Origin of the sequence: Photobacterium sp. GJ3 (assembly GCF_018199995.1) — a bacterium.
Lineage (GTDB): Bacteria > Pseudomonadota > Gammaproteobacteria > Enterobacterales > Vibrionaceae > Photobacterium.
In genome coordinates, this window is sequence record NZ_CP073579.1 from 177633 (window position 1) to 202924 (window position 25292).

Below are 25292 nucleotides of genomic sequence, written 5' to 3' on the forward strand. Positions count from 1 at the left end.
TACAAGAACAATAGTCTTCGTAACATGTGAGCATATCATCATGAAAAATATCCAGATTCTTTTTTTCGCACTCACGTTTGGGGCTGGCTTTTCATCTGCGGTGGATGCCCGTGATGATTCGTATGGGTCTGGCTCCCACGCATCCGTTCCGAAGTCATCAATCATCAGTCTGCCAAGGGGGGCGACTGCTTTTGAACAAGTGACGTTTGATCTTGAAATTGGCACCATCGCGCAAAGCGACTGGGGACAGTTCAGAGTGAGGTTGGATCAGTTGCTTGATCGTTATGGAAAGCCGGTGGGACCCGGTTATGTGAATGTGTTCCTGTATCCGGAGAATGGCTCAAATGCAGCGACACCGGTGTGGTCAGTCGATAATCTTTATGTCGCTGGTCCTGCAGTCAAAACGCATAAGAAGAAAGTGCATGGTGGCGGTGGTTACCACACTTGGGCTGATCACGGTGTCAGGGAAAGCGATGATTGGGGATATGAGGGCTGGAGAAACTCAGGACGTCGCGGAGATCATTCAGCACCGTCAGTGGACCGGCGGGCCGATACGACGATGTATTTTGATTTACGTCCGGGAATGGATGGTGAAGGGCCTGTGCAACACGTCAGGGCGACGGTTCTCTTCTCTCCACAGCCATTACCAAATATCACGGATGTCGTGCAATTTGCCGCACAGTTTTCAGCGCAAATGTATCCGGTCCGCAATATCATAGTGAATGCTGAGGGGGCAGGACATGTGGATGGCAGGGTGAATCCGGTGTCTTCGACAATCCCGAATACTTTGTCTCTTGGCAGACCGCCACAGCCTGTGTTACCGGCGCCGTCAGTCCCGGATGATCTTAGTTTTCCGGTTCAGGTGATACAGGCGGATCAACCTAATCTGGATTCAGCGCGAAACCAGTGCATTCCGATGGCCAATGCCAATGCTTTGCAATATCTGGAAGATCGGTATGACAATCTGCCGCTTGCCTGGCGTGTGCCACAGTTACATATTCGCGGCATTGGTCAGATTGGGAGTGCCGGTGATGTGCTGATCTGGACACCTGTCCCGGAAAACAGTCTGGTTGCCAATATCGACAGCTATGGCCGCCGGGATAATGTTTATGACCTGGACACCGGCGCCTATACAAGTTTCTGCGGGTTAGTTCGCGGGTTGTTTGGTTACCTGACGGATCCCGATTCAGGCCCGTTAGATGGGGTGCATTTCCGTCATCAGGGGAGTCAGTCGATGGTCGTTGGGGATAATGCAGATTGCGATGATGGGACGGTCAGTATGGGCGGTCTCACGTCACAGCGAGAAGGCGACTTTCCTACGTGGGAGTGGATCTTCAATGAGCTGTCACAAGGCCGTGCGGTGACGATTCTGTTCAGTTGGTATGACATGAACGGAGAGTGGAAAGGAGGCCATAGCGTCCGGGTCTATGGTGCTGCCCTGATCAACAACAGGCATTACTTGATGACGCTCGATGATGCTTCGCAGGGAGACAATTTCAGCAATGTATCTGATCCCCGAACTCAGCAATGGGAGGTGGCCGATACCGGGCAGCCGGGCTTAGATGGAGTTCCCGACGGCCGCCTGAATATGAACGGCATGAGCTGGGAGATAGATTTTGCGCTGTCTTTCGAAGCGAAACCAACGCTGCTGATTCCCTGAGGCAACATGCGCAATTTCAGATGAAAACGGGCGCCTCGGCGCCCGTTTTATCGCGTTTATCAGAGAAGCAGCCCGTGTGGTCCGTTCTGGACACGGGCTGTTCCGACAGTCAGGTCATGCTTCCGTCGCTGCCTGATTTCCGTGCCACTGAAAATGATGGTTTGGTTTTTTGCTGACCAGTCCTTCATTCATCATTTGGGTGAACACCTCATCTACTTCGTCTGCGGTCAGTTTCAGGCTGCGAATGATGGCGCGTTTCGAGCAACTGACCGCATTCGTCGCCAGTGCTTCTACGATCCGATCATAGGCCGAAACAGCCGTGGCCTCAGAAGTGCTGTCAGCGCTTTGGCGGGTTGCTTCAATGGCGAGTGCCGCATAATCCTCAGTCCCGTCAGTTGTTGTCTCAGAGGTTGCTTCCTCATGGTCTGGTGTGCCTGAGAAAGGTGCGGGTTTGCGGATGGTTTTCTCCGACAGATACACGCCATGACGCTGGTTGAACTGTTGCTTGAAGCGAAGTTCTTCACCAATCAGCCCGACGAAAAATGCTGCGAAGAAATCCAGCAACACCGACAGAAAAATCACCAGGCCCAACTGAGCAGCCTCCTGACTGACTTTCATTGTTTTGGCCAGTCCATCAATCAGCCCCAGTACAGAACCCTGACTCACCACCGGCAGGCTGTCCCGCTCCATGGCCAGCGCTTGCTGCTGCTCCCGAAGCTTGCTGTTCTCACGTTGAATCCGGGAGACACCGGTGGCGATACGCGCCATCTGAATATATTTCTCAGCCGCGACATTGTTGAGTTCAATCTGCTTCTCTATCGCTTCAATCTGGAGGTTATAAGCGTTGATCTTGCTTTGCTGCACGCTGACATGGCTTTGTGCCTGATTGGTCGCACTCTGAATTCCGCCAACCGAGCCACCAATCGAGATGGCCGCCAGCACTGAATAGAATGCAAATGCAGATGCTGCGCCGGTGTAACTGCGGCGTGCACGACGTTCGCCGAATTCGTACCAGGCAAAAAATTTACCCAGCTCAAAAATCACGGCCAATCCACCAAAGAGCACCTGCATGACCGGGTTTTCGTCGATAGAAAGGAAGAGTAAAAGCGAGAAAATTATCGACGCCAGAATGGAGGCACCCGTAAAGCTGTAGACCGTCCACATCGCAAAGCGGCCTTTCGGAAAGCGGACGGTGTTTGTTGTGGGCATCGTGTTGTCTGAAACCATAAGCATGTTTGTTCTCGGCCGGCAGCGTTCCCGGCAAAGTGTGATCGATTGGCGGGCAAGGATACCGGAAAAAGGCAACCGGGCGGCATGAAAAAACCGGGATTTCAGGTCTTGAGCCGGAAATTTGCACAGGGCTGTCATAACTGGTGAAAGCTTATCCATCGGACGCGTTGGATCTGATCCTGCGGGATGGGCCATTCAGTGATCATGCTTCGGATTTTGTTCTCCGTTTGGACGGATCGCATACGACTTTCTAAATCCTGCCGCATATTTGCCGCATTGGATCGATGCTAGGTCAACAGATCCTAGGGATTCAGTTTGCTTTGGTGTGAACGATGAGAATGACTCAGATAAAGTCATCGGTAGACAAAGGATACAAATAGTGACACTTCCAAAATTCACCTATCATCCGGATCCACTGGCAACCGGCGCCGTGATCAAAAGCATGAAAGTATGCGATTGCTGTGGCGAAGCCCGTGGATATCTATACAGCGGCAGTATTTACTCTCAGCGAGATGTGGAGTGGCTCTGTCCGTGGTGCATTGCTGACGGATCAGCAGCGAAAGCGTTCAAGGCGTATTATTCTGATGATTTCCCGCTGGATGGCGCGGGTCTGAATCGTGATGTGATTGCAGAAGTCTGCCAGCGTACGCCGGGTTACCAGTCCTGGCGTCAGGAAGTCTGGTTGGATCACTGCGGCGATGCCTGCGAATTTCATGGGTTTGCTGAACCGGATGAACTCCGGGCGCTCAGCGGGCAAGCCTTGAAGGCCTTTTTAAGCCGACACATGCTGAAAGTGGAGATCTGGCAGGATATTCTGAGCACGTACGAGAAAGGCGGAAACCCTGCGGTCTATAAGTTCAAATGCCGTCATTGTGGGGAAATCCTCTACGGGATGGATTTCCTGTAAATCAATCGGTTGCATTGAGAGTCATTTTCAGCATGGACTGAGGTGCTCAACCGTGTGCAGCTCTCATTTTCAGGGGCAGTTGTTGTTGCGGTGTTGCGAAAAGGTTAGATTAAAAGCTCTAACCTGTATATTGAGGACTCAACATGGACGCAATTCTTCAGCAGTACCCGGTGATTACGGAAATTCCAGTTGCCTGGGGGGAAATGGATGCCCTGAATCATGTGAACAACGTGGTTTATTTCCGTTATTTCGAGACTGCCCGGCTGGATTACTTCAAAGAAGCGTCGTTGATGGATGACATCAAAGAAACCGGTGTCGGTCCTGTCCTCAGCGAGACCAGCGCGCGTTACCGACTGCCTGTGACTTACCCGGATACCTTGCTGGTGGGCTCCAGAGTGACCCATATGGAAGGGGACCGCTTCACCATGGAATATGAAATCTTCAGCAAGAAGATGGGCGCGGTGACAACCCGGGGGACGGCGCAGGTGGTGATGTTTGATTTTAAGAACAACACCAAAGCCCAGATCTCTCCGCGTCTGCGGGAAACCATTGAGGCTATTGAAGCGCGTAAAGCCCTGTCGACAGACGCCTGAGCCTTATGCTCAAAAAGACTTCTGACGCAGCGACTATACTCAGAGTCAGCGCTGTGGCAGGAGTCTTTTATGTTTGTTGTAACAGAACACCAGATCAATGACATCGAGCTGTTTTCCCGGAAAGCGAGTACCGCACTCGGCCAGCCACCCGCCGGGCTTCAGCTCCAGACGGCGCTGCTCAATAAAGAAAGCCATTGCTGCCAGTGCATCTGGGAAGCTGAGTCCGTGGAAAGTGTTCAGAACTATCTCGACCCGACGCTCGGAGATGCATCCGTAAACCTCTATTATCTGCTCGATCCGGATTCTGCGATTGGCTAATCCCCACTGTTCTTCTTTTCTGAACGCTGGGAAGGGTATTATTCAGTTGGTTTTTCCTGCTTTGCAAGCGCCAGAAAAGACGCCATGGCCATGGCCTTCGCATCAAGGTAACCATCGGTTTTTTTATGGGTGCGCAGAAACTGGTAGCCGGAAAGAATTCGGGTCAGCTCATCGGCAGTCTGCCCTTGAAAAGGCTGCCCTTTCACATGCTCAAATGCGACGGCCAGCGCAGCCTGATCCACAACTTCCGCCTGACGGTAAAGATAGCCGCACCCGGTCGCCAGCCATTCCAGTGAGCAATTCGCTTTCATGGCAATCTGATTGGCTTTTTGCAGGCTGGGTTCGCTGCCATTGAATTAAGGCTTCATTCAGTTCGACCCTGCGGGCAAAACCGCTGATACTTTCCTTACCCATCAGGTTTCTTAAGCGTTCAGAAAAAGACATCAAAAACTCGTACTCTGGTTCGAATCTTGTGGGTTATATCATTGCCCGATGGATCAAACCAGCCTAGGATGGGCCCAGCGAATTATTTCGGGCATTGAATAAAGGAGGATGAACCATGGTGGCAAATGTCGAACTGACCCCTCAGGGACCACAGTTTTCAGAGCTGGTACAAGGTTACTGGCGTCTGGCTGACTGGGGGATGCGCCCACAGGATCGGTTGCGCTTCCTGAAACAGCACATTGAGCTGGGGATCACCACAGTGGATCATGCCGATATCTATGGCGGATACAGTTGTGAGCAACTGTTTGGCGAGGCACTGGCTCTGGAGCCAAGTATTCGCGAGCAGATTCAGATTGTGAGCAAATGTGATATCAAATTGTGTGGTCACCAGTATCCTGAGCAGAAAATTAACCACTACGACACCAGCCGGGCACATATTGTTGCGTCGGTGAACAACTCACTGCAACGCCTGGGTATCGAACAGATTGATGTGCTGCTGATTCATCGTCCGGATGTCCTGATGGATGCAGATGAAGTCGCAGAAGCGTTTGCCACGCTGAAGCAGCAGGGTAAAGTCGTGCATTTTGGTGTGTCGAACTTTTCTTCGTCTCAGTTTGAGTTGCTGCAATCGCGGCTGGAAGCACCGCTGGTGACCAATCAGGTTGAAATCAATCCGCTGAACTTTGAGGTGTGCCACGACGGCACGCTGGACATGCTGCAAATGAAACGAACCAAGCCGATGGCCTGGTCGTGCATGGCGGGTGGCGATATTTTCCACGGACAGTCTGAGCAGGCCGTTCGGGTGCGCAATGAACTGGAAGCAATTCGTCAGGAAATAGGGGCAGCCTCGATTGATCAGGTGATTTATGCCTGGGTTCGTCGCTTACCGTCTCAGCCGTTGCCAATTATTGGCTCGGGTAAAATTGAGCGCGTGAAAGACGCAGTGGCTTCGCTTGAATTCCGACTGAGCCGTGAACAGTGGTTCCGTGTTTGGGTGGCCTCAAAAGGCCATGGGGTGCCATAAGTCCCGTTGTCGTGGACTGGTTTGTGTTTATCGTGTTTGGTTTGGCTGACCTATGGATTCTTGCCTTCGCGGGAATGACGGTAATCGTATGAATTTTATAAAGTTTGTCGTTCCCGTGAAGGCGGGAACCCAGTGACATTGATGCGCTGAAGGTTCGTCTGGGTGCTGTGAACGATTCTGCAGAGTGGCTGAACCTTGCTGTGATTTGATCTGTTCAATGATATTTTTCGTGTGATTTTATTCCAGCGCACCATGGATTCCCGCCTTCGCGGGAATGACGGTAATTGCATGAATTTTATGAAGTTTGTCGTTCCCGCGTAGGCGGGAACCCAGTGACGTTGATGCGCTGAAGGTTCGTCTGGTGCTGTGAACGATTCTGCAGAGTGGCTGAACCTTGCTGTGATTTTATCTGTTCCATGATGATTTTCGTGTGTTTGTAGCTTGGCGCTTTATGGATTCCCGCCTTCGCGGGAATGACGGTAAGTGAATGAATTTAAAGTCATTCGTCGTTCCCGCGTAGGCGGGAACCCAGTGATGTTGATGCGCTGAAGGTTCGTCTGGGTGCTGTGAACGATTCTGTAGAGTGGCTGAACCTTGCTGTGATTTGATCTGTTCAATGATGATTTTCGTGTGTATGTAGCCCGGCGCTTTATGGATTCCCGCCTGCGCGGGAATGATGGTAAATGATTGAATTTAAAGCCATTAGTCGTTCCCGCGCAGGCGGGAACCCAGTGACGTTCATGCGCCGAAGTCGCGTCTGGGTGCTGTGAACGATTCTGCAGAATGACTGAGCCTTGCTGGGATTTGACTTGTTCCATGATGATTTTCGTGTGTATGTAGCCCGGCGCTTTATGGATTCCCGCCTGCGCGGGAATGACGGTAATCGCATGAATTTTATGAAGTTTGTCGTTCCCGCGTAGGCGGGAACCCAGTGACGTTGATGCGCTGAAGGTTCGTCTGGGTGCTGTGAACGATTCTGTAGAGTGGCTGAACCTTGCTGTGATTTGATCTGTTCAATGATGATTTTCGTGTGTATGTAGCCCGGCGCTTTATGGATTCCCGCCTGCGCGGGAATGATGGTAATCGCATGAATTTTATGAAGTTTGTCGTTCCCGCATAGGCGGGAACCCAGTGACGTTGATGCGCCGAAGCCTCGTCTGGGTGCTGTGAACGATGCGACAGAAGGACTGAACTTTGTTGTGGTTTTATCTGTTCAATGATGTTGTGAATGCGCTTTGAGCCCTGCGCTCTATGGATTCCCGCCTGCGCGGGAATGACGGTAAGTAATTGAATTAAAAGCTATTCGTCGTTCCCGCGCAGGCGCAATGCTGATCGTTTAAGGAAAATTAAGGACTTGAACGATCCTTAATTTCGAGCAAACTATCGGTTCAACTGAAAGGAGCCTGTATGTTTGCTGCTGAATTAGAAGACTTTTCTTCAAGCTACCCACTCAAGAATGATTATTTAGAGGTGTTAAATGCTCACTTGCCCTTTGAGTGGGTCAACAATGCCTTGAGCATGACATCTCATGCTACGGTCAGGCGTCGCAAAATTCAGCCGCAAGATATCCTCAGGCTCGTGATTGGAATGTCTTTGCTTAGGCAAGAGTCTATCCATACGGTCGCTGAGCAATTAGCTTTAAATTCCAAACAGTTAGATAATGCACTGCTGTCTGCTAAAAGCTCATTAACTGAGGCTCGTAAAAGGTTGGGCGTCGAGCCCATTCAGTGGCTCTTTCATCAAAGCGCCAGTCACTGGTCAGAACAAGTTGAGGTCGATAAATGGGAAGGTCTCAGAGTTTATGCCATTGATGGTACCCAATTCCGTGTAGAAGATACGCCAGAATGCCGAGAGCATTTTGGCTCTGCAAACACGGCTTCCGAGTACCAGTCCGGCTATCCAGTAATGCAGTTGACCTGCTTAATGGATACCGCTTCGCGGTTGATCCTTAAAGCAGCAGCCGGACCTTATCGAGAGGCTGAAATCACGCAAGCATCACAGTTGGTGGATGATATCGACGATCACTCAGTCCTGCTGATGGATAAGCTCTATCATAGTGCTGAGTTGCTTCATCATATTGAAAGTCGAGGTCATGATCGCCACTGGGTGACACCATTGAAGAAAGACATCAACTTTGAAATCGTGGATAAATACACGGATAACGACTGGTTGGTGAAACGAAAGCTAAGCCCCCATGCGCGTAAACAGTCACCATCATTACCGCAAGAGTGGCACTTTCGGGTCATCCGCTATCAATTTGAAGGCTTCCCGGAACGCTTTCTCGCGACATCGTTACCGAAAAGTCAGTATGATGCCGCTAAAATTATCGAACTCTATCATCAGCGTTGGGAAATTGAACTAGGATATCGTGAAATTAAATGCACGATGCTCCGCAAAGCCATTGCCTTAAGAAGTAAGAAAATTACTTTGGTCTACCAGGAATTATACGGGCTGTTACTTGCTTATAATTTGATCCGTTACGAAATGGCTCTAGCGGCAAAGGAGGCGAAAGTTAGCCCTCTAAGAATCAGCTTTAAACTCGGTTTTAAGGTCGTTTTGTATGATTATACAGCGATATGCCAGACGAAAAACTTACAGTCGATACCAGCACGACTCAAAGATTTAACGGATACTCTGAAAGATCTGATTCTTCCCAAGCCAGACCGCCCAAATTATGAAAGGGCGGTCAAGATGAGGCCGAATAAATATCCGTTAAAAAGCAACAGAAAAAAGAAGGAATCCTCTTAACCGAACAGCATTGCGCGAAGGCGGGAACCCAGTGACGTTGATGCGCCGAAGCCTCGTCTGGGTGCTGTGAACGATGCGACAGAAGGACTGAACTTTGTTGTGGTTTTATCTGTTCAATGATGTTTTTCGTGTGATTTTATTCCAGCACACCATGGATTCCCGCCTGCGCGGGAATGACGGTAAATGATTGAATTTAAAGTTATTCGTCGTTCCCGCGCAGGCGGGAACCCAGTGATGTTCATGCGCCGGAGCTTCGCCTGGGCGCTGTGAACGATTCTACAGAATGACTGAACTTTGCTGTGATTTGATCTGTTCAATGAAGATTTTTGTGTGTTTGTAGCTCGGCGCTTTATGGATTCCCGCCTGCACGAAAATAGCGGTAATGGAATGAATTTAAAGTTATTCGTCGTTCCCGCGCAGGCGGGAACCCAGTGACGTTCATGCGCCGGAGCTTCGCCTGGGCGCTGTGAACGATTCTACAGAATGACTGAACTTTGCTGTGATTTGATCTGTTCAATGAAGATTTTTGTGTGTTTGTAGCCCGGCGCTTTATGGATTCCCGTCTTTGCGGGAATGACGGTAATTGATTGTTTTTATTTGATTTAATGTGGGTTTGGTTGTTGTTGGTTCCTCGTAAGAAAGGTTTGTTTTTTCTTTGCTGTCCATAGAAATTCCTGTGAATCGAAAGAACGATGACATGAGTGTAGTCACTATTTTCGGGGAAGTGCATGTCGGCCCGTGAAGTATGCACAGCGTCCTTTGTTGGCGGTTCGCTTGCATCTGTTATGCTGTCTATCCGTACTGAAATGAGGACATACCATGAGTGAACAATCGCTATCGCTGGAACTGGTTCTGAATAGGTCGTTGCCGGATCGGGAAACGCAGATTCATACCGCGGTGAAGGCGGCAGAGCAGCAATTCCAGCCGCTGTTTTATGAACTGGCCTGGACCGATGATCCGCATATGACGATTGTGCCTGACTCGATGAAAATCAAAGACATTGCGATCGAGGGTGCAAAGGTCACGGTGACCGTGGACTTTCGCTGGTCTGTTTTTCAGGCGTGTCTGATTGTCGAGCATCTGACTGAAAACGAAGCGAAACTTCAGTTTGAACTGTCGGGTGATTCACTGATCATGAATCAGGCGTTTCCGCCGCGTTGGCGTTATGATCACTGATTGAAAATTCGATGTGTTTGTTCGTTTTGATGACAGATCAACAGGGTTCAGGGTCATCAGCCTGTTGCGTTCATTTTCAGCGTTGCAGTTTTCATTCAGTCGCGGGCAGTCTGAAGAATCAAGCTGCCTGTTGGGGCGTGCGGGGCTAGAAACCAGGGATGTGGGGTGACATCGATTCCGATACGGCTTTCGTACTGTGTTTCGGCATCCAGTAATGGGGTGTAGTCTGCCATCGCTGCTTCGCTGGTATAAACCAGCAGGTAGCGCACCGGATCAAGGTAGTCAGACAGGGGAATGTGCAGTTCCAGGCGATCAGGCTGCCGGATGGTGAAATGCCGGTAGCGATAGTGGGTCAGGCTGTCGATGAGCAGAAAATCTTCAGAGTAAAGCTGGACCTGAGGCGGAAACACGGTTTGGCTGACCAGACTGGTCAGGACAAGGTTTTGCTGGCTGAACCTGGGTTCAAGCCGGATCAGTTTTGAAAAGCTCCGGCCTGACGATAGTTCAATGATCACATCTTCGTTCGTCAGCCGAAACAGAACCGGCAAGCTTTCGCAACAGGGTAATGCGGGCAGGTTTCTGACTTCGGTGAAAATTCTTGAAGTCGTCTGGAGTTTGGCTTTGTCCTGACGTGCTTGAGAGACGCTGACGTTTTTCACACCATTGACCGTTTCGGGCGAAAAACTGTCCGTCAGCGAGCAGCCGGAGAACATCAGGCTGAACAGAAGAAGGGTTGCAACACGCATAACAGCCTCGGGCCATGCTGGGTACATGTTTAACCATAGCAGGTTCGGTTGGCGATTATTTGCCTGTTACGGCCCGACAGGACGTTCGGTTTTCCGACCCGAAATTCAGATCCTGAATGTCTTGTTGCAGTTTTTACACTTGTAGAGGGCCCGGCAAGTCAGTTTTGTCCAAAAGGTTCGTTTGATCCGGTAAAGCATTGGGTTCTTGCAACACATGAGGTTCTCGCTGACTCATTCGTAAAATCAGCAGCTTAATGCGTGATCGAATCTTTTTTTGTGATCTCGATCGCTCAGGTGCAGAAGGTGACATTCGTCTGACGATAGAATGACATGAAATTGACTTAGCAGGGGCGGGTTGAACAAAAGTTGATCGGGTCGTCTGTGATTATGGGAGTGAAAACTCCCATTCATCTACACGTTGCTTGAAAATCTAAGCGAAAAAATACAGAAAATACAGCGTTATACTTTGGTGGTCTTGTTGCAGGTTTTGCACCAGTAAACGGCTTTACAAGTGATTCGCTGCCAGATACCGCGTTTGATTCTCATCAAGTTTGGCTGCTCACAACACATTTTTTATTCCTTATTTGAGTGTTTTTTTGACAGTGCGCAATTGTAATGCAGTTTGTTGATTAATTTAAAGTGATATTACTCGCAAAAAAATCTGGTAAGAGCTGTAACTAGACGTTCCTTTGACCCATTCTCTGACACTTTTTGTGAATTGCGTCAGACGGGGAGACAAAAAATTGACAGATGAATATAAAAAAGGCCAGTCAATGACTGGCCTGAGCGGAGCTTCCGTCTCTTGTGTACGCAAGGTTGGCTTACCCTATCGCCAGCCAGAGGCCCACACCCATCATTAAGCTTCCTGCAATTCGGTTGAGATAATTGAGGTTGTCACCACGCCCAAGGAAGAGTCGCAGACTTTTTCCGCCATTTGCATAAACCATCAGTGCGATGAATTCTGTCAGCAGGATAATACTCAGCAGCCCGAGCATTTGCGGGGCCATTGGCATCTCAGGGTTGATGAAGGGCGGGAGAAGCGAAATCATAAATGCCCAGCCTTTCGGGTTCGCAATCGCCGTAATAAATCCCTGTGAGATCAGCTGACCACGACGGGTTTCGGTCGGCGCATCCAGATTCATGGACATCTTGCCCTTGTTTCGCCACATGCTGATCCCTAACCAGAACAGATATGCACCCCCAGCCATTTGAGGGCATTGAAGAGCTGCGGGTAATTCAGCATCACGGCTGCGACCCCCATGACTGCAGCAATCGCCACAATGGCGACGCCAACCAACTCGCCACACATCATCCAGAGTGTTCGCCGGACACCGATGCTCATCCCGAGCGTCATGGCCAGTGTCATGCACATTCCCGGGGTGATTGAAACAAAGAAAAAAGTCGGGATAAAAGCGGTGAGCAGTGTGAGATCCAACATAACAATATCGACATTCTTGTGAATTAAACCGCAGCCAGTGTAATCAGAATGCTGTTGGCTTGGTAGTGTTTTGTGATCTGTATTGAGTCTCAACGGTCAGGCGGACTTCAGCAAGAAAGTGAGTCAGCTCATCCTTTTCACAACGCAGATCTTGCCGTTCAGACTGAAGCCCTGCCTGTGATTTTGAAGGCGGCCCGACATGAATGTTTTTCTGAATCAATCAATTAAGGGAACCTGTCATCTGAGATGGCTTGATTTTTGACTGACTTTATTGTCATTAGGTGTGATTTATCAACAAAAAACGAGACATTTCTTATCATTTTGGTTTGACTTGAGTGAGTTGTGCGCATAGATTTAACTCAAATGAAATATATTTAACATCTCGTAAACATCTTTCAGGGTCCGCGGGAATATTTCATTCACTGGTTTATCTCTCAATCTGAAGCTTGGGTCCGGTCGTACAAGCTGATGGCAGTAGGTTGAATGTTCACAATCCCCCAAACAAAGGAGAGTGGGATGAGCAAGTTACGTGTCATGAAGAAAACGCTGCAGGCTGCTACCGCGACTGTCGCATTATCCATCCTGTCCGCTACCTCACCGGCCATGGCCGAGACCAAAGCACCCACGGCTTTTCAGTGTAAGCCGGGCGAAACCTATTACATGAATGTGATGGTGTCCGGGGTGGAATACTGGTTCCCGGTCTACGAAATGATGAAGCAAGCCGCCCGCTCAATGGGGTGTAAAACGGTGTACACCGGCACGCCTGAATATGACGTGAATAAGCAGCTGGCGTCGTTTGAGCAAATACTGGCTAAAAAACCAGCCGGGATCCTGCTGCATCCCATGAACCCGGATCCATTCATTGAACCGATCAATCGTGCTGCAGAAATGGGGATTCCCGTGGTGACTTTCGCGGCAGACTCACCCAACAGTAAACGTGTGTCCTTTATTACTTCGGATAACGACGAAGAAGGGAAATATGCCGCAGATACCATTGCAGAAGATATGGGCGGTAAAGGGGAATACGCGGTGCTGGAGAATCCGGGACAGGATAACCACGACAGACGGGTCTCTGCCTTTATTGCACGGATGAAGTCGAAGTGGCCTGACATGAAGCTGGTGTCCCGTGCTGCCAGTAATACCGATGCCACCAAAGCCTACAACGCCGTGATGACGATGGCGCAGGCGCATCCGAACCTGGGCGCTGTCTTTATGCCTGAAGCAACCTCTGCCATGGGTGCAGCTCAGGCAGCGAAAGAATTGGGTAAAAACATTCGTGTCTTTAATGCCGACGTGAATGCCAAAATTCTCGACATGATCAAGCAGGGTGAAATTTTTGGTGCGGTAAACCCGAATCAGGGCATGCAGGGCTACATGGGGATGATGCTGCTCTACATGGCGGCACACTCGAAGATGATTGATCCGATGAATGACTACAAGCGTGCGGGTTACAACCCGATGGGTGTGCCTTTTGTCGACAACGGTTTCGCCATTGTGACCAAAGACAACGCCGATGACTTCTACTGGGACAAGTATCTGACGAAGCGCGGCACCAAAGGGATTAACGAGTAATACATCAACGCAAGGCCCGCCTGGCGGGCCTGTTCCCTCAGCTTACTCATGGAGGAGAGACGGTGGACATGTCAAATCAAACACCCGTCCTTGAAATCCGGAATGTCACCAAAACCTTTGGGTCGACGATAGCGCTGAACCAGATTCAATTCGACCTGCTGCCGGGCGAAGTACATGCCATTGCGGGTGAAAACGGGGCTGGGAAATCAACCCTGATGAAAATCATTGATGGGATCCACCAGCCGGACAGTGGTGACATTTATATCGATGGCAAAAAAGTTGTCGTCAGCAACCCGCTGGAGGCACAGAAATTCGGGATCGGCTTTGTGCATCAGGAAATTGCGCTGTGTACCGATGTCTCGGTTGCTGAAAACATCATGATGGCCAAGATCAACAGGACACCGGGCTGGCTGGTGGATTACAAAGCGTTGTACCGTGAAGCTGAAGCGGTGATTCGCCAACTGGCGGATATCGATCCCAGACAACGGGTGTCTGATCTGACGATTTCCAACCAGCAACTGGTGGAAATTGCCAAAGCCCTGGTGCTGGACTGCAAAATCCTGATTCTGGATGAACCGACAGCTGCTTTGACCGATCAGGAAACGGAGATCCTGTTTGCCATCATGAAACAACTGAAGGCGCAGGGGATCAGCATCATTTATATCAGTCACCGAATGGCAGAAATTTTTGAGCAATGCGACCGGGTCAGCGTGTTCCGCGACGGACATTATATCGATACCCAACGCATTGAAGAGACGACGCCGCAGGCGATTGTGCAGCGGTTGGTCGGGCGGGAAATCGCCAATCTGTACCCACCCAAATTCGAGGGTGACGTGGCAACCAATCCGGTGATGCTCGGTGTTGGTGGCCTGTCGGATGGACAGCAATTTGTTGATGTCACCTTTAATGTGCATCAGGGCGAAATTTTCGGGATTGCCGGGCTGATTGGCGCGGGCCGTTCTGAAATGGTGAAAGGCCTGTGCGGATTAATGCCCAGACACAGCGGCGAGATTCATTTTCACGGTCAGCCGGTCACCATCCGCCATTACCGGGATGCGATCGATCTGGGCATTGTTTACCTCTCGGAGGACCGGAAAGAAGAAGGGCTGTTCCTGGATCTCTCGATTGCTGCGAATGTGTCTGCCCTCCGGCTGGAACAGGTCAGCGAGAATGGCCTGATCCGCAAAGAGAAAGAATTCAATCAGGCACAAACGCTCACCGATCGCCTGAACCTGAAAAGTGGCAGCCTGTACCACAAAGCGTCCTCACTGAGCGGCGGGAATCAGCAGAAAGTCGCGCTGGCCAAAATTCTGTCGGTGAATCCCAGACTCATCATTCTGGATGAGCCGACCCGGGGGATCGACGTCGGCGCGAAATCCGAAATCCATAAACTGATTCGCGAACTGGCTCAGGCTGGCGTCGGCATCATTGTAATCTCATCTGAACTGCCGGAAGTGATCGGCCTGAGTGACCGCGTCATGGTGATGCGTGAATCCAGACAGATGGGCATTCTCACCGGTGAGCAGATAACAGAACAACATATCATGCACCTCGCCTCGGGCTCAGCTGAGATGGCGCAGGAATCTGTCCAGGCGTAATGCAGGAGAAATCATCATGACCATACAACATGTTTCTACACCCAACGCCTCGGTCGACCGTAAAAAAAGGTCGCTGAAAGATGCACTGATTCGGATGAGTCAGATGCGGGAATTCACCCTGATTCTGATTATTGTGGCGCTGTTCATCGGGATGAGCTTCGCGTCACCGTACTTCCTGACGTGGGCCAATATGAAAGCCATGCTGTTGTCTTTCTCAACGGAAGGCATTGTGGTGGTCGGCATGACCATGCTGCTCATTGTCGGCGGGATCGACCTGTCGGTCGGCGCCGTGATGTGTCTGGCCATGGTATTTGCGGCCAAGCTGTTCATTCTGGGCATGAATCCCTGGCTGGCGAGTCTGGCGTCGATCGGCTTCAGTGGTTTTATCGGCTGGCTGATGGGCATGTGCGTGACCCGCCTGGGCCTGCATCACTTCATTGTGACGCTGGCATTCATGGGGCTGGCCCGTGGCGCCAGTATGATCATTACTCAGGGTACCCCGATTTCGCTGTTCACCCTGCCGCCTGAGTTCAAATTCATCGGGCAGGGCACGCTGTTCGGGGTGCCGTTTTCCATCATCATTTTCTTTGTGGTGATCATCATCAGTGATTTCCTGCTGCGGAACGCCAAAGCCTTCCGCAAAATTTTCTACACCGGCAGCAATGAAAAAGCCGCGCAGTATTCCGGCGTGAACACCAACAAAGTCAAACTCTATGTGACTGTGCTCTCCTCGGCGCTCTGTGGTCTGGCGGGCATTATTTATATGTCGAAGTTCGGGGCCGCGACTCCCAACTTCGGCGTCGGGCTGGAACTGAACATTATTGCTGCAGCCGTGATCGGTGGCGCCAGCCTGAAAGGCGGCGAAGGGACCATTTTCGGGGCGATTCTGGGCATTGCGTTGCTGAGCGTTGTCTCCAGTTCCCTGATTCTGCTGGATGTTTCGGTGTACTGGCAGGAGTTCATTAAAGGCTTGATTCTGCTGGCTGCTGTGGCCATTGACCATCACCTGCACCAGAAGTCGAAAGCCAAATCCTGAGGAGAGTGAGCCGATGCAAACCACCATCAAAACGCAGGAGGTTTCCCGTCTGGTGAGTCAGGTGCTGTTCTTTCATTACAAGGAAAACCGCAGTCAGGCTGAAATCTCAAAAACACTGGATCTGTCACCGGCCAAAGTGAATCGGATTATCCGGCAGGCGAGAGAAGAAGGACTGGTCGAAATTATTCTCAATATTCCCCATGTGGGCGTGCTGGGTCTGGAAAAGCAACTCATCGCCAGCACCGGACTGAGCAAAGCCGTTCTCTGTCCTTCTTACGGAGCGGATCAGGCGGTGGCGTTCACGCAGATTGCTGAGATGACCGCGAACTATCTGCTGGAAACGCTGCGGAAGAAGGATGTGATTTGCATCAGTGGCGGAAAAGCCCTCGCCAGAATTGTGGCGGTGATGAAGCCGGTGAAAAACATGGCGGTGACGGTCGTCCCGGCGACCGGCGGGGTTCAGGGACGCCATTTCACGGATGTGAACTACCTGGCTTCTGCGCTGGCAGAGAAACTGGGCGGGAAATCCCTGCAATTGCATGCGCCCTTATTCGCGGACACCCAGTCCGACCGGGACATGCTGGTGAACATGCGTGCGTCCAGAGAAGTTCTTGAACTGGCTCGTCATGCGGATATTGCGCTGGCGGGGATTGGTGCCGTTGCCAAAGGGGATGAAAGTTATTTTGACCTGCGGCACTGGGTCAATGGCGAGAAATCACGGGTTGCGGAAAGCCAGTGTAAAGGGGAAGTCTTTGCCCACTTATTTGATGCATCCGGCGAAGCCTGCATTCCTGCACTGAACGACAAGCTGGTCGGGCTGACACTGGAGGAGCTGCGGCAGATCCCGGTCAGCATCGGGGTGGCTGCCGGGGCAGAGAAGGTCGCACCGATTCAAGCCGCGCTGCGGGGCGGATTTCTCAATACGCTGATCACCGATGAGCTGACCGCGCAGGCGGTGCTGGACGCTTAAGACCAGCGATATTCATTCAAACACATAACCCAGAGAGGGATGACCATGAACACAAGACAGTTGGGGAAATCCGGCATTGATGCATCAGTGATTGGCCTGGGCACCTGGGCCATGGGGGCTGGATGTGGGGTGGCACCAATGAGAAAGACGCCATTGCTGCGATTCAGGAATCGATCACCTGCGGCGTTTCACTGATTGATACTGCGCCTGCTTATGGCCTGGGCCGTTCCGAAACGCTGGTCGGAAAAGCGATTCAGGGACAGCGGGACAAAGTGGTGCTGGCGACCAAATGCGGTCTGGTCTGGCATACCCAGAAAGGGAATCACTTTTTTGATGAAGAAGGCCAGAAGGTCCACCGTTATCTGGGCCGGGACGCCATTCAGTACGAGCTGGAACAAAGCCTGCGTCGTCTGGGCACCGATTATATCGATCTTTACATCACGCACTGGCAGGACCCGACCACGCCAGTGGAAGAAACCATGTCTGCACTGATGGCGCTCAAACAGCAGGGCAAAATCCGGGCGATTGGGGTCAGTAATGTCAGTCTGGCAGAACTCAAGGCTTATCAGCAGTTTGGCACGGTCGATGCGGTCCAGGAAAAGTACAACATGATCGAACGCGGACTTGAGCAGCAGTTACTGCCGCATACCCAAGCAACCGAGGTTTCCTGCCTCAGTTATTCATCTCTGGCGCTGGGTTTACTGAGCGGAAAAATTTCCGCCGACCGGACGTTTGAAGGGGATGATCAGCGGCTGACTAACCCGCTCTTTTCTCAGGAGAACCGTCGCAAAGTTCAGCAGTTCTGTGAATCCGTTCTCCCGCTGGCACAGGACTACGGGATCACCGTTGCGCAACTGGTGATTGCCTGGACGCTGACGCAACCCGGGATCACTTACGCCTTATGTGGTGCGCGACATCCGGCTCAGGCGGCTGAAAACGCCCGTGCCGGAGAAGTGAACTTAGCCGCGGCGGATGCTGATCTGATCAGCGCTCAGATCGCACAGCACCTGAGTCTGGTTCAGGCGGACTGACCGACACCCTATCCACAATTGTAAACCAAGGGGATCAGCATGGCGGGTTACGGAAAGGAAAACAGGCAAGGACGTTTACCCCGGGAACAATCCTTTGATGTTGTGATTGTCGGGGGCGGCATCAACGGGATCAGCGTCTATCGCGAGCTGTCGTTACAGGGCGTCAAAGTCCTGCTGGTGGAAAAAGATGATTTTTGCAGTAAAGCCAGTGCTGCATTGTCCCGCATGATTCACGGTGGCCTGCGGTATCTGGAAAACGGAGAGTTTGCACTGGTGCGGGAATCGCTGGCGGAGCGGAACCGGCTGCTGACCAATGCCCCCCATGTGGTGAAACCATTGGTGACGACCATTCCAATCTTCTCTCGCTGGTCCGGTTTGTTCTATGCCCTGTTTAACTTTACTGGGCTAATGGATAAACCCAGTCGCCGGGGGGCGCTGGTGATTCAGCTCGGGCTCTGGTTTTACGATTTTTTCACCCGGAACGATCAGCAATTGCCGAAACATCGTTTCTTGTCCAAGACAGAAACGATTCGACGCTGGCCGCACTTTGAACCAGGCGTGATTCGCAGCGCGGATTACTTCGATGCCTGGATCAGCGCGCCGGAACGGCTGGCGATGGAAGTGCTGCAAGACACGGGGGAAGACAGCGCCAGTGTTGCCTGTAATTACACTGAGCTGGTGGGCCGCGATGGGAAGCAGTTGACGATTCGGGATGTCCTGACCGGAGAAACGGCAGTGATCACCACAGACAAGCTGGTCAATGCGACGGGGGCCTGGGTGGATCAGACTAATGACCGGCTGGGGGTGGCCTCGGGATATCTGCAGGGCACCAAAGGCTCGCATATGATTGTCCGCCATCCGGCGCTGTTGGCGGAACTGGACGGACATATGGTGTTTTATGAGAACCCGGAAGGCCGTGTCTGCATTCTGTTTCCCTATTTTGGCAATGTACTGATTGGGTCTACGGATATTCCGGTCGCCGATCCGGATGCAGTGACCTGTACCACAGAAGAAGTGGATTACATGCTGGATTCACTGAAAGCCGTTTTTCCGGATTTCACCATTCGCCATGAAGATATTGTGTACCGCTTCAGTGGCGTACGGCCGCTGCCATCCGTTAAAACGTCGACCACGGGTCAGATTCCCCGGAGTCATGCACTCAAGGTGGAACCGACGGAGGACGGTCAGGCCACGCTGTACTCGCTGGTAGGCGGTAAATGGACGACGTTCCGCGCTTTTGGTGCTGAAGTCGCAGACCGGATTCTGTCGGACCTGCATCGCAAACGTGAGATTTCAACGGTGAACCGGGCTATCGGCGGCGGATTTCGCTTTCCGCAGACCGATATTGAGCGACAGGCCCTGATACAGGATGTGGTGAATCAATATGGCCTGAGTCAGACACGATTCACCCAGTTACTGACGCGCTATGGCACATCATGTCTGCACATGCTGGATGATCTCACCGCGCAGCAGGATGCCCCGCTGGAGAGCCTGCCGGATTACAGTGAACGGGAAATTGCTTATCTGATTCATCATGAATCCGTGTGCCGGACGCTGGATGTGCTGCAACGCCGCACATCGGTTGCGATTCAGGGCAGAGTGAATCACGCAGTGCTGGCTGAAGTGACCGCACTGGTCGCCCGGCAGCTGGGATGGAACGCACAGGAAACGAAACGAGATCTGGCAGAGAGCTGTCGTCAGTTACGCGAATACCATGGTCTGGATGTCAATGCCGAAGCGGTTGAACAAATCTGGGCCGGGTCTTTTTCAGGAGGAAATTATGTATATCAGTAACAAAGTCAGGATGAACCGGCTGTTTCAGAACGGGCGCTGTCTGGATGTTGCCATTGACCACGGCGTCTGTAATGAGCCTTCTTTTCTCAATGGCCTCGAAAATATGGATGCTGTGGTGGGTCAGCTGGTGGAAGCAAAGCCCGATGCGATTCAGATGAATTATGGTCAGAGTGACTTGCTGCAAACAGCCAATGGCAAAGACAAACCGGCGCTGGTGATGCGCCTCGATATGGGGAATCCCTACAACACCATCCGTCATCGTCACATGTGGGCCGTGATGCAGAACGAGCAGGAGCCGGTTTTGCAGGCCCTGAGAATGGACGCCGCCTGTGTGGTTGTCAATCTGTTCATGTTGCCGGATGAACCTGATCTGTTCCGTCAGTGTGTGCTGAATATCAGCAAGGTGAAAAATGACTGTGAGAAATACGGGATGCCGCTGATGATCGAACCGCTGGTCATGCAGCCAGCCAGCAGCGGTCAGGCTTATGGCGTTGATGGTGACGTTGAAAAAATTGTCACCTTGGTCCGTCTGGCCCGGGAAATGGGTGCAGACATCATCAAAGCGGATCCCACCCGTCATGCGGAAGATTTCCACCGTGTCGTTGAAGCAGCCCGTTGTCCGGTGCTGGTGCGTGGTGGCGGGAAAGAAGATATCGAAGTGGTGTTCAGTAAAGCGCGTCAGTTGCTCGATCAGGGCGCGGTGGGCATGGTCTACGGCCGGAATATTTATCAGCACCCGAATCCAAACCGGATCGTAAAAGCGTTTATGGCGATGATTCATCAGGGGGTCAGTGTGTCTGAGGCACTGAGTATTTACCAGCAGCAATAAACTTCATTCACAGTAATGACGAGAAGAAGGAACAGGGCATGGCACCATACGTACTGGGGATCGATTGCGGGAATACGGGCATTAAAGTGGCACTGTTTGATTTGCAGGGCCATGAAATCGGGGCACAGGGCGATAAAGTGGCCACCTATTTTCCCGCACCGGGGTTTACGCAGTGCGATATGGTGCAGCTCTGGCATCAGTGCTCGGTGCTAATTCGCCAATTACTGGCTGAACAGGGAGTTTCGCCGGAACACATCGCAGCGGTTGGCTGCAGCGGCCACGGGAATGGTTTGTATCTGCTCGATCAGGACCAGATGCCAATGCTGGCGATTAAATCCCTGGACTGCCGGGCCAATGCGCTGGTCGACGCACTCCGGCAAAGCCCAATGGACGATTTGATTCAGGAACTGAATCGTCAGGGTGTGTGGCCGGCACAATCGGCCACACTGCTGTGCTGGCTGAAACAACATCAGCCGGAGACCTATCACTGTATCGGTCACGTGCTGTTTTGTAAGGATTATCTGAACTTCTGTCTGACCGGAGAGATCGCCACCGAAACCGGCGATCTCAGTGCGTCAGGCTTGTATGACTTCTCCGCCGGGGCGGTGTCCGGAACTTTGCTGCGTGCCTTGGACATTGAAGAGATGGTGCCGTGTATTCCGTCGCCCGGGCAGTGTCAGGATGTGATGGGTCATATCAGTATGGAAGCTGCGGCGCTGACCGGGCTGAAATTCGGGACACCCGTCGTCAATGGTTGTTTTGACATTGTGGCTTGTGCGCTGGGATCTGGTGTCTGGCAATCTCAAGCTGCTTCAATTATTGCCGGTTCCTGGAGCATCAATCAGGTTGTTTCAGACACCTTGCCGGGACGGGATATTTTCATGAGCTGTGATTTTCCCGGCCAGCGTTATCTGGCGGTGGAATCCAGCGCGACTTCGGCGTCGAACCTGGAGTGGTTTATCAGCCAGTTTTACCGGGAGGAAAAACAGCAGGCTGAAGCCGAAGCATCGGACTTTTTCGCGGTCCTGAATCAGCAGGTGGCATCCACAACACTGACCGAAGATCTGCCCTTGTTTCATCCGTATCTGTACGGTGCCTGTGATAATCAGCCCGTCCAGGGCAATTTTTTCGGGTTGGCCGGGTGGCATCAGAAATCGGATCTCCTCTATGCCGTGTATGAAGGCATCGTCTTCGGCCATCTGGAACATGTCAGCCGTCTGCGGCAGTCCGGACAAGCCTTTGAAAAAGCCGTCCTCAGCGGTGGCGCAGCCCGGAGTCCATTCTGGAGCCAGCTGTTTGCCGATGTCCTGAACGTGGACATTTACACATCCGACTGTTCAGAAGCGGGCGCAAGAGGGGCTGCGATGGCTGCCGCAACAGGGGCCGGGTGCTTCACCGATCTGGGACTGGCGGTTCAAAAAATGGCCAAACTGAATGCCCCAATCCTGCCCCGTCTACAGGTTCAGGCTGTGCTAATGAAGCGTTATGCACGCTATCTTGCCGTGTCTCTGGCCCTGAAAAATGTGGATCTGAACGACATCTAACCCATGGCGTCCAGATCCTCGCTGTCGCTGGAATGACGGTAATGTGATGATTGATAAAGGCTTAGTCGTTCCCGCGAAGGCGGGAACCCAGTGACGTTCAAGCGCCGAAGCCACGTCTGGGTGCTGTGAACGATGCTACAGAACGGCTGAACTTGGCTGTGATTTGATTTGTTCAATGATGATTTTCGTGTGTTTGCAGCCCGGCGCTCTATGGATTCCCGTCTGAGCGGGGATGACGGTAAATGATTGAATTTAAAGGAATTTGTTGTTCCCGCGAAGGTGGGAACCCAGTGACGTTGATGCGCTGAATTCTCGTCTGGGTGCTGTGAACGATGCTACAGAATGACTGAATTTTGTTGTGGTTTTATCTGTTCAATGATGATTTTCGTGTGTTTGCAGCCCGGCGCTCTATGGATTCCCGCCTGCGCGGGAATGACGGTAAGGTGGTGAATTTAAAGTCATTCGTCGTTCCCGCGAAGGCGGGAACCCAGTGACGTTGATGCGCTGAATTCTCGTCTGGGCGCTGTGAACGATTCGACAGAACGGCTGAACTTGGCTGTGATTTGATCTGTTCAATGATGTTTTTCGTGTGATTTTATTCCAGCGCACCATGGATTCCCGCTGCGCGGTAATGACGATAAATGATTGAATTTAAATGAGTTCGTCGTTCCCGCGAAGGCGGGAACCCAGTGACGTTGATGCGCTGAATTCTCGTCTGGGCGCTGTGAACGATTCGACAGAATGACTGAACCTTGCTGGGATTTGATTTGTTCAATGATGTTTTTCGTGTGATTTTATTCCAGCGCACCATGGATTCCTGCCTGCGCGGGAATGACGTTAAGTGATTGAATTTAAATCCATTCATCGTTCCCGCGAAGGCGGGAACCCAGTGACGTTCATGCGCCGAAGCCACGTCTGGGTGCTGTGAACGATGCGACAGGAGGACTGAACTTTGTTGTGGTTTTATCTGTTCAATGATGCTTTTCGTGTGATTTTATTCCAGCGCACCATGGATTCCCGCCTGCGCGGGAATGACGGTAAATTATTGAATTTAAAGGAATTCGTCGTTCCCGCGAAGGCGGGAACCCAGTGACGTTGATGCGCTGAATTCTCGTCTGGGCGCTGTGAACGATTCGACAGAACGGCTGAACTTGGCTGTGATTTGATCTGTGCAATGATGTTGTGAATGCGCTTTGAGCCCTGCGCCCTATGGATTCCCGTCTGCGCGGGAATGATGGTAAATGATTGAATTTAAAGCCATTAGTCGTTCCCGCGAAGGCGGGAACCCAGTGACGTTCATGCGCCGAAGCCTCGTCTGGGTGCTGTGAACGATGTGACAGAAGGACTGAACTTTGTTGTGGTTTTATCTGTTCAATGATGTTTTTCGTGTGATTTTATTCCAGCGCACCATGGATTCCCGCCTGCGCGGGAATGACGGTAAATGATTGAATTTAAAGCCATTCGTCGTTCCCGCGAAGTCGGGAACCCAGTGACGTTGATGCGCCGAAGCCTCGTCTGAACGCTGTGAACGATGCGACAGAAGGACTGAACTTTGTTGTGGTTTTATCTGTTCAATGATGTTTTTCGTGTGATTTTATTCCAGCGCACCATGGATTCCTGCCTGCGCGGGAATGACGGTAAGGCGATGAATTTAAAGTGATTTGTCGTTCCCGCGAAGGCGGGAACCCAGTGACGTTGATGCGCTGAATTCTCGTCTGGGCGCTGTGAACGATGCTACAGAATGACTGAACCTTGCTGGGATTTGATTTGTTCAATGATGATTTTCGTGTGTTTGCAGCCCGGCGCTCTATGGATTCCCGCCTGCGCGGGAATGACGTTAAGTGATTGAATTTAAAGCCATTCGTCGTTCCCGCGAAGGCGGGAACCCAGTGACGTTGATGCGCTGAATTCTCGTCTGGGCGCTGTGAACGATTCGACAGAATGACTGAACCTTGCTGGGATTTGATTTGTTCAATGATGATTTTCGTGTGTTTGCAGCCCGGCGCTCTATGGATTCCCGCCTGCGCGGGAATGACGGTAAGGTGGTGAATTTAAAGTCATTCGTCGTTCCCGAAAAGGCGGGAACCCAGTGACGTTCATGCGCCGAAGCCTCGTCTGGGTGCTGTGAACGATGCTACAGAACGGCTGAACTTGGCTGTGATTTGATCTGTGCAATGATGTTGTGAACGCGCTTTGAGCCCTGCGTCCTATGGATTCCCGCCTGCGCGGGAATGACGGTAAATAATTGAATTTAAATCCATTCGTCGTTCCCGCAAAGGCGGGAACCCAGTGACGTTCATGCGCCGAAGCCACGTCTGGGTGCTGTGAACGATGCGACAGAACGGCTGAACTTGGCTGTGATTTGATCTGTTCAATGATGTTTTTCGTGTGATTTTATTCCAGCACACCATGGATTCCCGCCTGCGCGGGAATGACGTTAAGTGATTGAATTTAAATCCATTAATCGTTCCCGCGAAGGCGGGAACCCAGTGACGTTAAGCAACACGCGCCAAGCTCAGCTGAAACAAATTTAAGTTTCAGCGACGCTTGATTCCCGTGCATCTGCATCGGGACTGCCTTCCTGATCCCGCCGATCCACGATTCTGATTGATCTCTCAAAAATCATTTATTTTG

Annotated in this window: 16 protein-coding genes and 3 pseudogenes; 15 read left to right on the top strand and 4 right to left on the bottom strand. The window is 51.6% G+C overall.

From position 1 onward, the window contains the following. Positions 1–40 precede the first annotated feature (40 nt). Positions 41–1660 carry a hypothetical protein gene (locus tag KDD30_RS17640; RefSeq protein WP_211651317.1) on the top strand — a complete coding sequence of 540 codons (1620 nt, stop codon included), beginning with the start codon at positions 41–43 and terminating at the stop codon, positions 1658–1660. 114 nt (positions 1661–1774) lie between these two features. On the opposite strand, the gene KDD30_RS17645 is transcribed toward KDD30_RS17640, so the two are convergent. Continuing rightward, positions 1775–2824 carry a Preprotein translocase subunit SecY gene (locus KDD30_RS17645; protein ID WP_211651866.1) on the bottom strand — a complete coding sequence of 350 codons (1050 nt, stop codon included), beginning with the start codon at positions 2822–2824 and terminating at the stop codon, positions 1775–1777. A 445-nt stretch (positions 2825–3269) separates the two neighbouring features. Between KDD30_RS17645 and KDD30_RS17650 the strand changes: the two genes are divergently transcribed. The 3 genes from KDD30_RS17650 to KDD30_RS17660 all read left to right on the top strand — a co-directional run bounded on the left by KDD30_RS17650 (position 3270) and on the right by KDD30_RS17660 (position 4708). Next, positions 3270–3797 (top strand): CbrC family protein, encoded by a 528-nt coding sequence (locus tag KDD30_RS17650; protein WP_211651318.1) that lies wholly within the window; start codon positions 3270–3272, stop codon positions 3795–3797. A gap of 143 nt (positions 3798–3940) precedes the next feature. Further along, a complete protein-coding gene (locus tag KDD30_RS17655) occupies positions 3941–4390 on the top strand; it encodes a thioesterase family protein (protein WP_211651319.1) in 450 nt (149 codons plus the stop codon). Positions 4391–4459: 69 nt separating this feature from the next. Continuing rightward, positions 4460–4708: a hypothetical protein gene (locus KDD30_RS17660; protein WP_211651320.1), complete on the top strand. Its 249-nt coding sequence runs from the start codon at positions 4460–4462 to the stop codon at positions 4706–4708. A gap of 38 nt (positions 4709–4746) precedes the next feature. On the opposite strand, the pseudogene KDD30_RS17665 reads toward KDD30_RS17660, so the two are convergent. Next, positions 4747–5152: pseudogene (locus KDD30_RS17665) on the bottom strand (XRE family transcriptional regulator). 115 nt (positions 5153–5267) lie between these two features. On the opposite strand from KDD30_RS17665, the gene KDD30_RS17670 reads away from it, so the two are divergent. The 3 genes from KDD30_RS17670 to KDD30_RS17680 all read left to right on the top strand — a co-directional run bounded on the left by KDD30_RS17670 (position 5268) and on the right by KDD30_RS17680 (position 10100). Then, on the top strand, positions 5268–6176 hold the full coding sequence (locus KDD30_RS17670) for an aldo/keto reductase family oxidoreductase (RefSeq protein WP_211651321.1): 909 nt from the start codon (positions 5268–5270) through the stop codon (positions 6174–6176). A gap of 1407 nt (positions 6177–7583) precedes the next feature. Next, positions 7584–8924, top strand: a complete 1341-nt coding sequence (locus KDD30_RS17675; protein ID WP_211645381.1) for an IS4 family transposase — start codon at positions 7584–7586, stop codon at positions 8922–8924. An 819-nt stretch (positions 8925–9743) separates the two neighbouring features. After that, positions 9744–10100, top strand: a complete 357-nt coding sequence (locus KDD30_RS17680; protein ID WP_211651322.1) for a hypothetical protein — start codon at positions 9744–9746, stop codon at positions 10098–10100. Positions 10101–10195: 95 nt separating this feature from the next. Here the strand turns inward: KDD30_RS17680 and KDD30_RS17685 are convergent, their stop codons facing one another. Both KDD30_RS17685 and KDD30_RS17690 read right to left on the bottom strand, forming a co-directional pair. After that, complete coding sequence (locus KDD30_RS17685; RefSeq protein ID WP_211651323.1) at positions 10196–10846, bottom strand: MalM family protein; 651 nt, start codon at positions 10844–10846, stop codon at positions 10196–10198. Between the two features lie 821 nt (positions 10847–11667). After that, positions 11668–12284: pseudogene (locus KDD30_RS17690) on the bottom strand (LysE family translocator). A gap of 534 nt (positions 12285–12818) precedes the next feature. Between KDD30_RS17690 and KDD30_RS17695 the strand changes: the two are divergent. The 8 genes and pseudogenes from KDD30_RS17695 (at position 12819) to KDD30_RS17730 (ending at position 22658) form a co-directional block, all read left to right on the top strand. Next, positions 12819–13856, top strand: coding sequence for a substrate-binding domain-containing protein (locus tag KDD30_RS17695; RefSeq protein ID WP_211651867.1), 1038 nt, complete (start codon positions 12819–12821; stop codon positions 13854–13856). A gap of 68 nt (positions 13857–13924) precedes the next feature. Beyond that, entirely contained in the window at positions 13925–15454 is a 1530-nt protein-coding gene (locus tag KDD30_RS17700; protein ID WP_211651324.1) for a sugar ABC transporter ATP-binding protein, read from the top strand. Positions 15455–15548: 94 nt separating this feature from the next. Further along, entirely contained in the window at positions 15549–16490 is a 942-nt protein-coding gene (locus tag KDD30_RS17705; RefSeq protein ID WP_249199462.1) for an ABC transporter permease, read from the top strand. A gap of 13 nt (positions 16491–16503) precedes the next feature. Beyond that, positions 16504–17460 (top strand): sugar-binding transcriptional regulator, encoded by a 957-nt coding sequence (locus KDD30_RS17710; RefSeq protein WP_211651326.1) that lies wholly within the window; start codon positions 16504–16506, stop codon positions 17458–17460. Positions 17461–17505: 45 nt separating this feature from the next. Next, a pseudogene (locus KDD30_RS17715) lies at positions 17506–18491 on the top strand (aldo/keto reductase). A 39-nt stretch (positions 18492–18530) separates the two neighbouring features. After that, the gene (locus KDD30_RS17720; protein WP_211651327.1) at positions 18531–20285 is read left to right on the top strand and encodes a glycerol-3-phosphate dehydrogenase/oxidase; all 1755 of its coding nucleotides are present in this window, start codon (positions 18531–18533) and stop codon (positions 20283–20285) included. Next, a complete protein-coding gene (locus tag KDD30_RS17725) occupies positions 20272–21114 on the top strand; it encodes a class I fructose-bisphosphate aldolase (protein WP_211651328.1) in 843 nt (280 codons plus the stop codon). Before KDD30_RS17720 ends, KDD30_RS17725 begins: the two co-directional genes overlap by 14 nt. Before the next feature lie 38 nt (positions 21115–21152). Continuing rightward, positions 21153–22658, top strand: a complete 1506-nt coding sequence (locus KDD30_RS17730) for an FGGY-family carbohydrate kinase (RefSeq protein WP_211651329.1) — start codon at positions 21153–21155, stop codon at positions 22656–22658. Positions 22659–25292 lie beyond the last annotated feature (2634 nt).

What these genes read in the sequence shown, in the direction of transcription:
- KDD30_RS17640 (WP_211651317.1), top strand. Translation starts at nt 41, where the DNA reads ATGAAAAATATCCAGATTCTTTTTTTCGCACTCACGTTTGGGGCTGGC.
- KDD30_RS17645 (WP_211651866.1), bottom strand. Translation starts at nt 2,824, where the DNA reads ATGTGGACGGTCTACAGCTTTACGGGTGCCTCCATTCTGGCGTCGATA.
- KDD30_RS17655 (WP_211651319.1), top strand. Translation starts at nt 3,941, where the DNA reads ATGGACGCAATTCTTCAGCAGTACCCGGTGATTACGGAAATTCCAGTT.
- KDD30_RS17660 (WP_211651320.1), top strand. Translation starts at nt 4,460, where the DNA reads ATGTTTGTTGTAACAGAACACCAGATCAATGACATCGAGCTGTTTTCC.
- KDD30_RS17670 (WP_211651321.1), top strand. Translation starts at nt 5,268, where the DNA reads ATGGTGGCAAATGTCGAACTGACCCCTCAGGGACCACAGTTTTCAGAG.
- KDD30_RS17675 (WP_211645381.1), top strand. Translation starts at nt 7,584, where the DNA reads ATGTTTGCTGCTGAATTAGAAGACTTTTCTTCAAGCTACCCACTCAAG.
- KDD30_RS17680 (WP_211651322.1), top strand. Translation starts at nt 9,744, where the DNA reads ATGAGTGAACAATCGCTATCGCTGGAACTGGTTCTGAATAGGTCGTTG.
- KDD30_RS17685 (WP_211651323.1), bottom strand. Translation starts at nt 10,846, where the DNA reads ATGCGTGTTGCAACCCTTCTTCTGTTCAGCCTGATGTTCTCCGGCTGC.
- KDD30_RS17695 (WP_211651867.1), top strand. Translation starts at nt 12,819, where the DNA reads ATGAAGAAAACGCTGCAGGCTGCTACCGCGACTGTCGCATTATCCATC.
- KDD30_RS17700 (WP_211651324.1), top strand. Translation starts at nt 13,925, where the DNA reads ATGTCAAATCAAACACCCGTCCTTGAAATCCGGAATGTCACCAAAACC.
- KDD30_RS17705 (WP_249199462.1), top strand. Translation starts at nt 15,549, where the DNA reads ATGAGTCAGATGCGGGAATTCACCCTGATTCTGATTATTGTGGCGCTG.
- KDD30_RS17710 (WP_211651326.1), top strand. Translation starts at nt 16,504, where the DNA reads ATGCAAACCACCATCAAAACGCAGGAGGTTTCCCGTCTGGTGAGTCAG.
- KDD30_RS17720 (WP_211651327.1), top strand. Translation starts at nt 18,531, where the DNA reads ATGGCGGGTTACGGAAAGGAAAACAGGCAAGGACGTTTACCCCGGGAA.
- KDD30_RS17725 (WP_211651328.1), top strand. Translation starts at nt 20,272, where the DNA reads ATGTATATCAGTAACAAAGTCAGGATGAACCGGCTGTTTCAGAACGGG.
- KDD30_RS17730 (WP_211651329.1), top strand. Translation starts at nt 21,153, where the DNA reads ATGGCACCATACGTACTGGGGATCGATTGCGGGAATACGGGCATTAAA.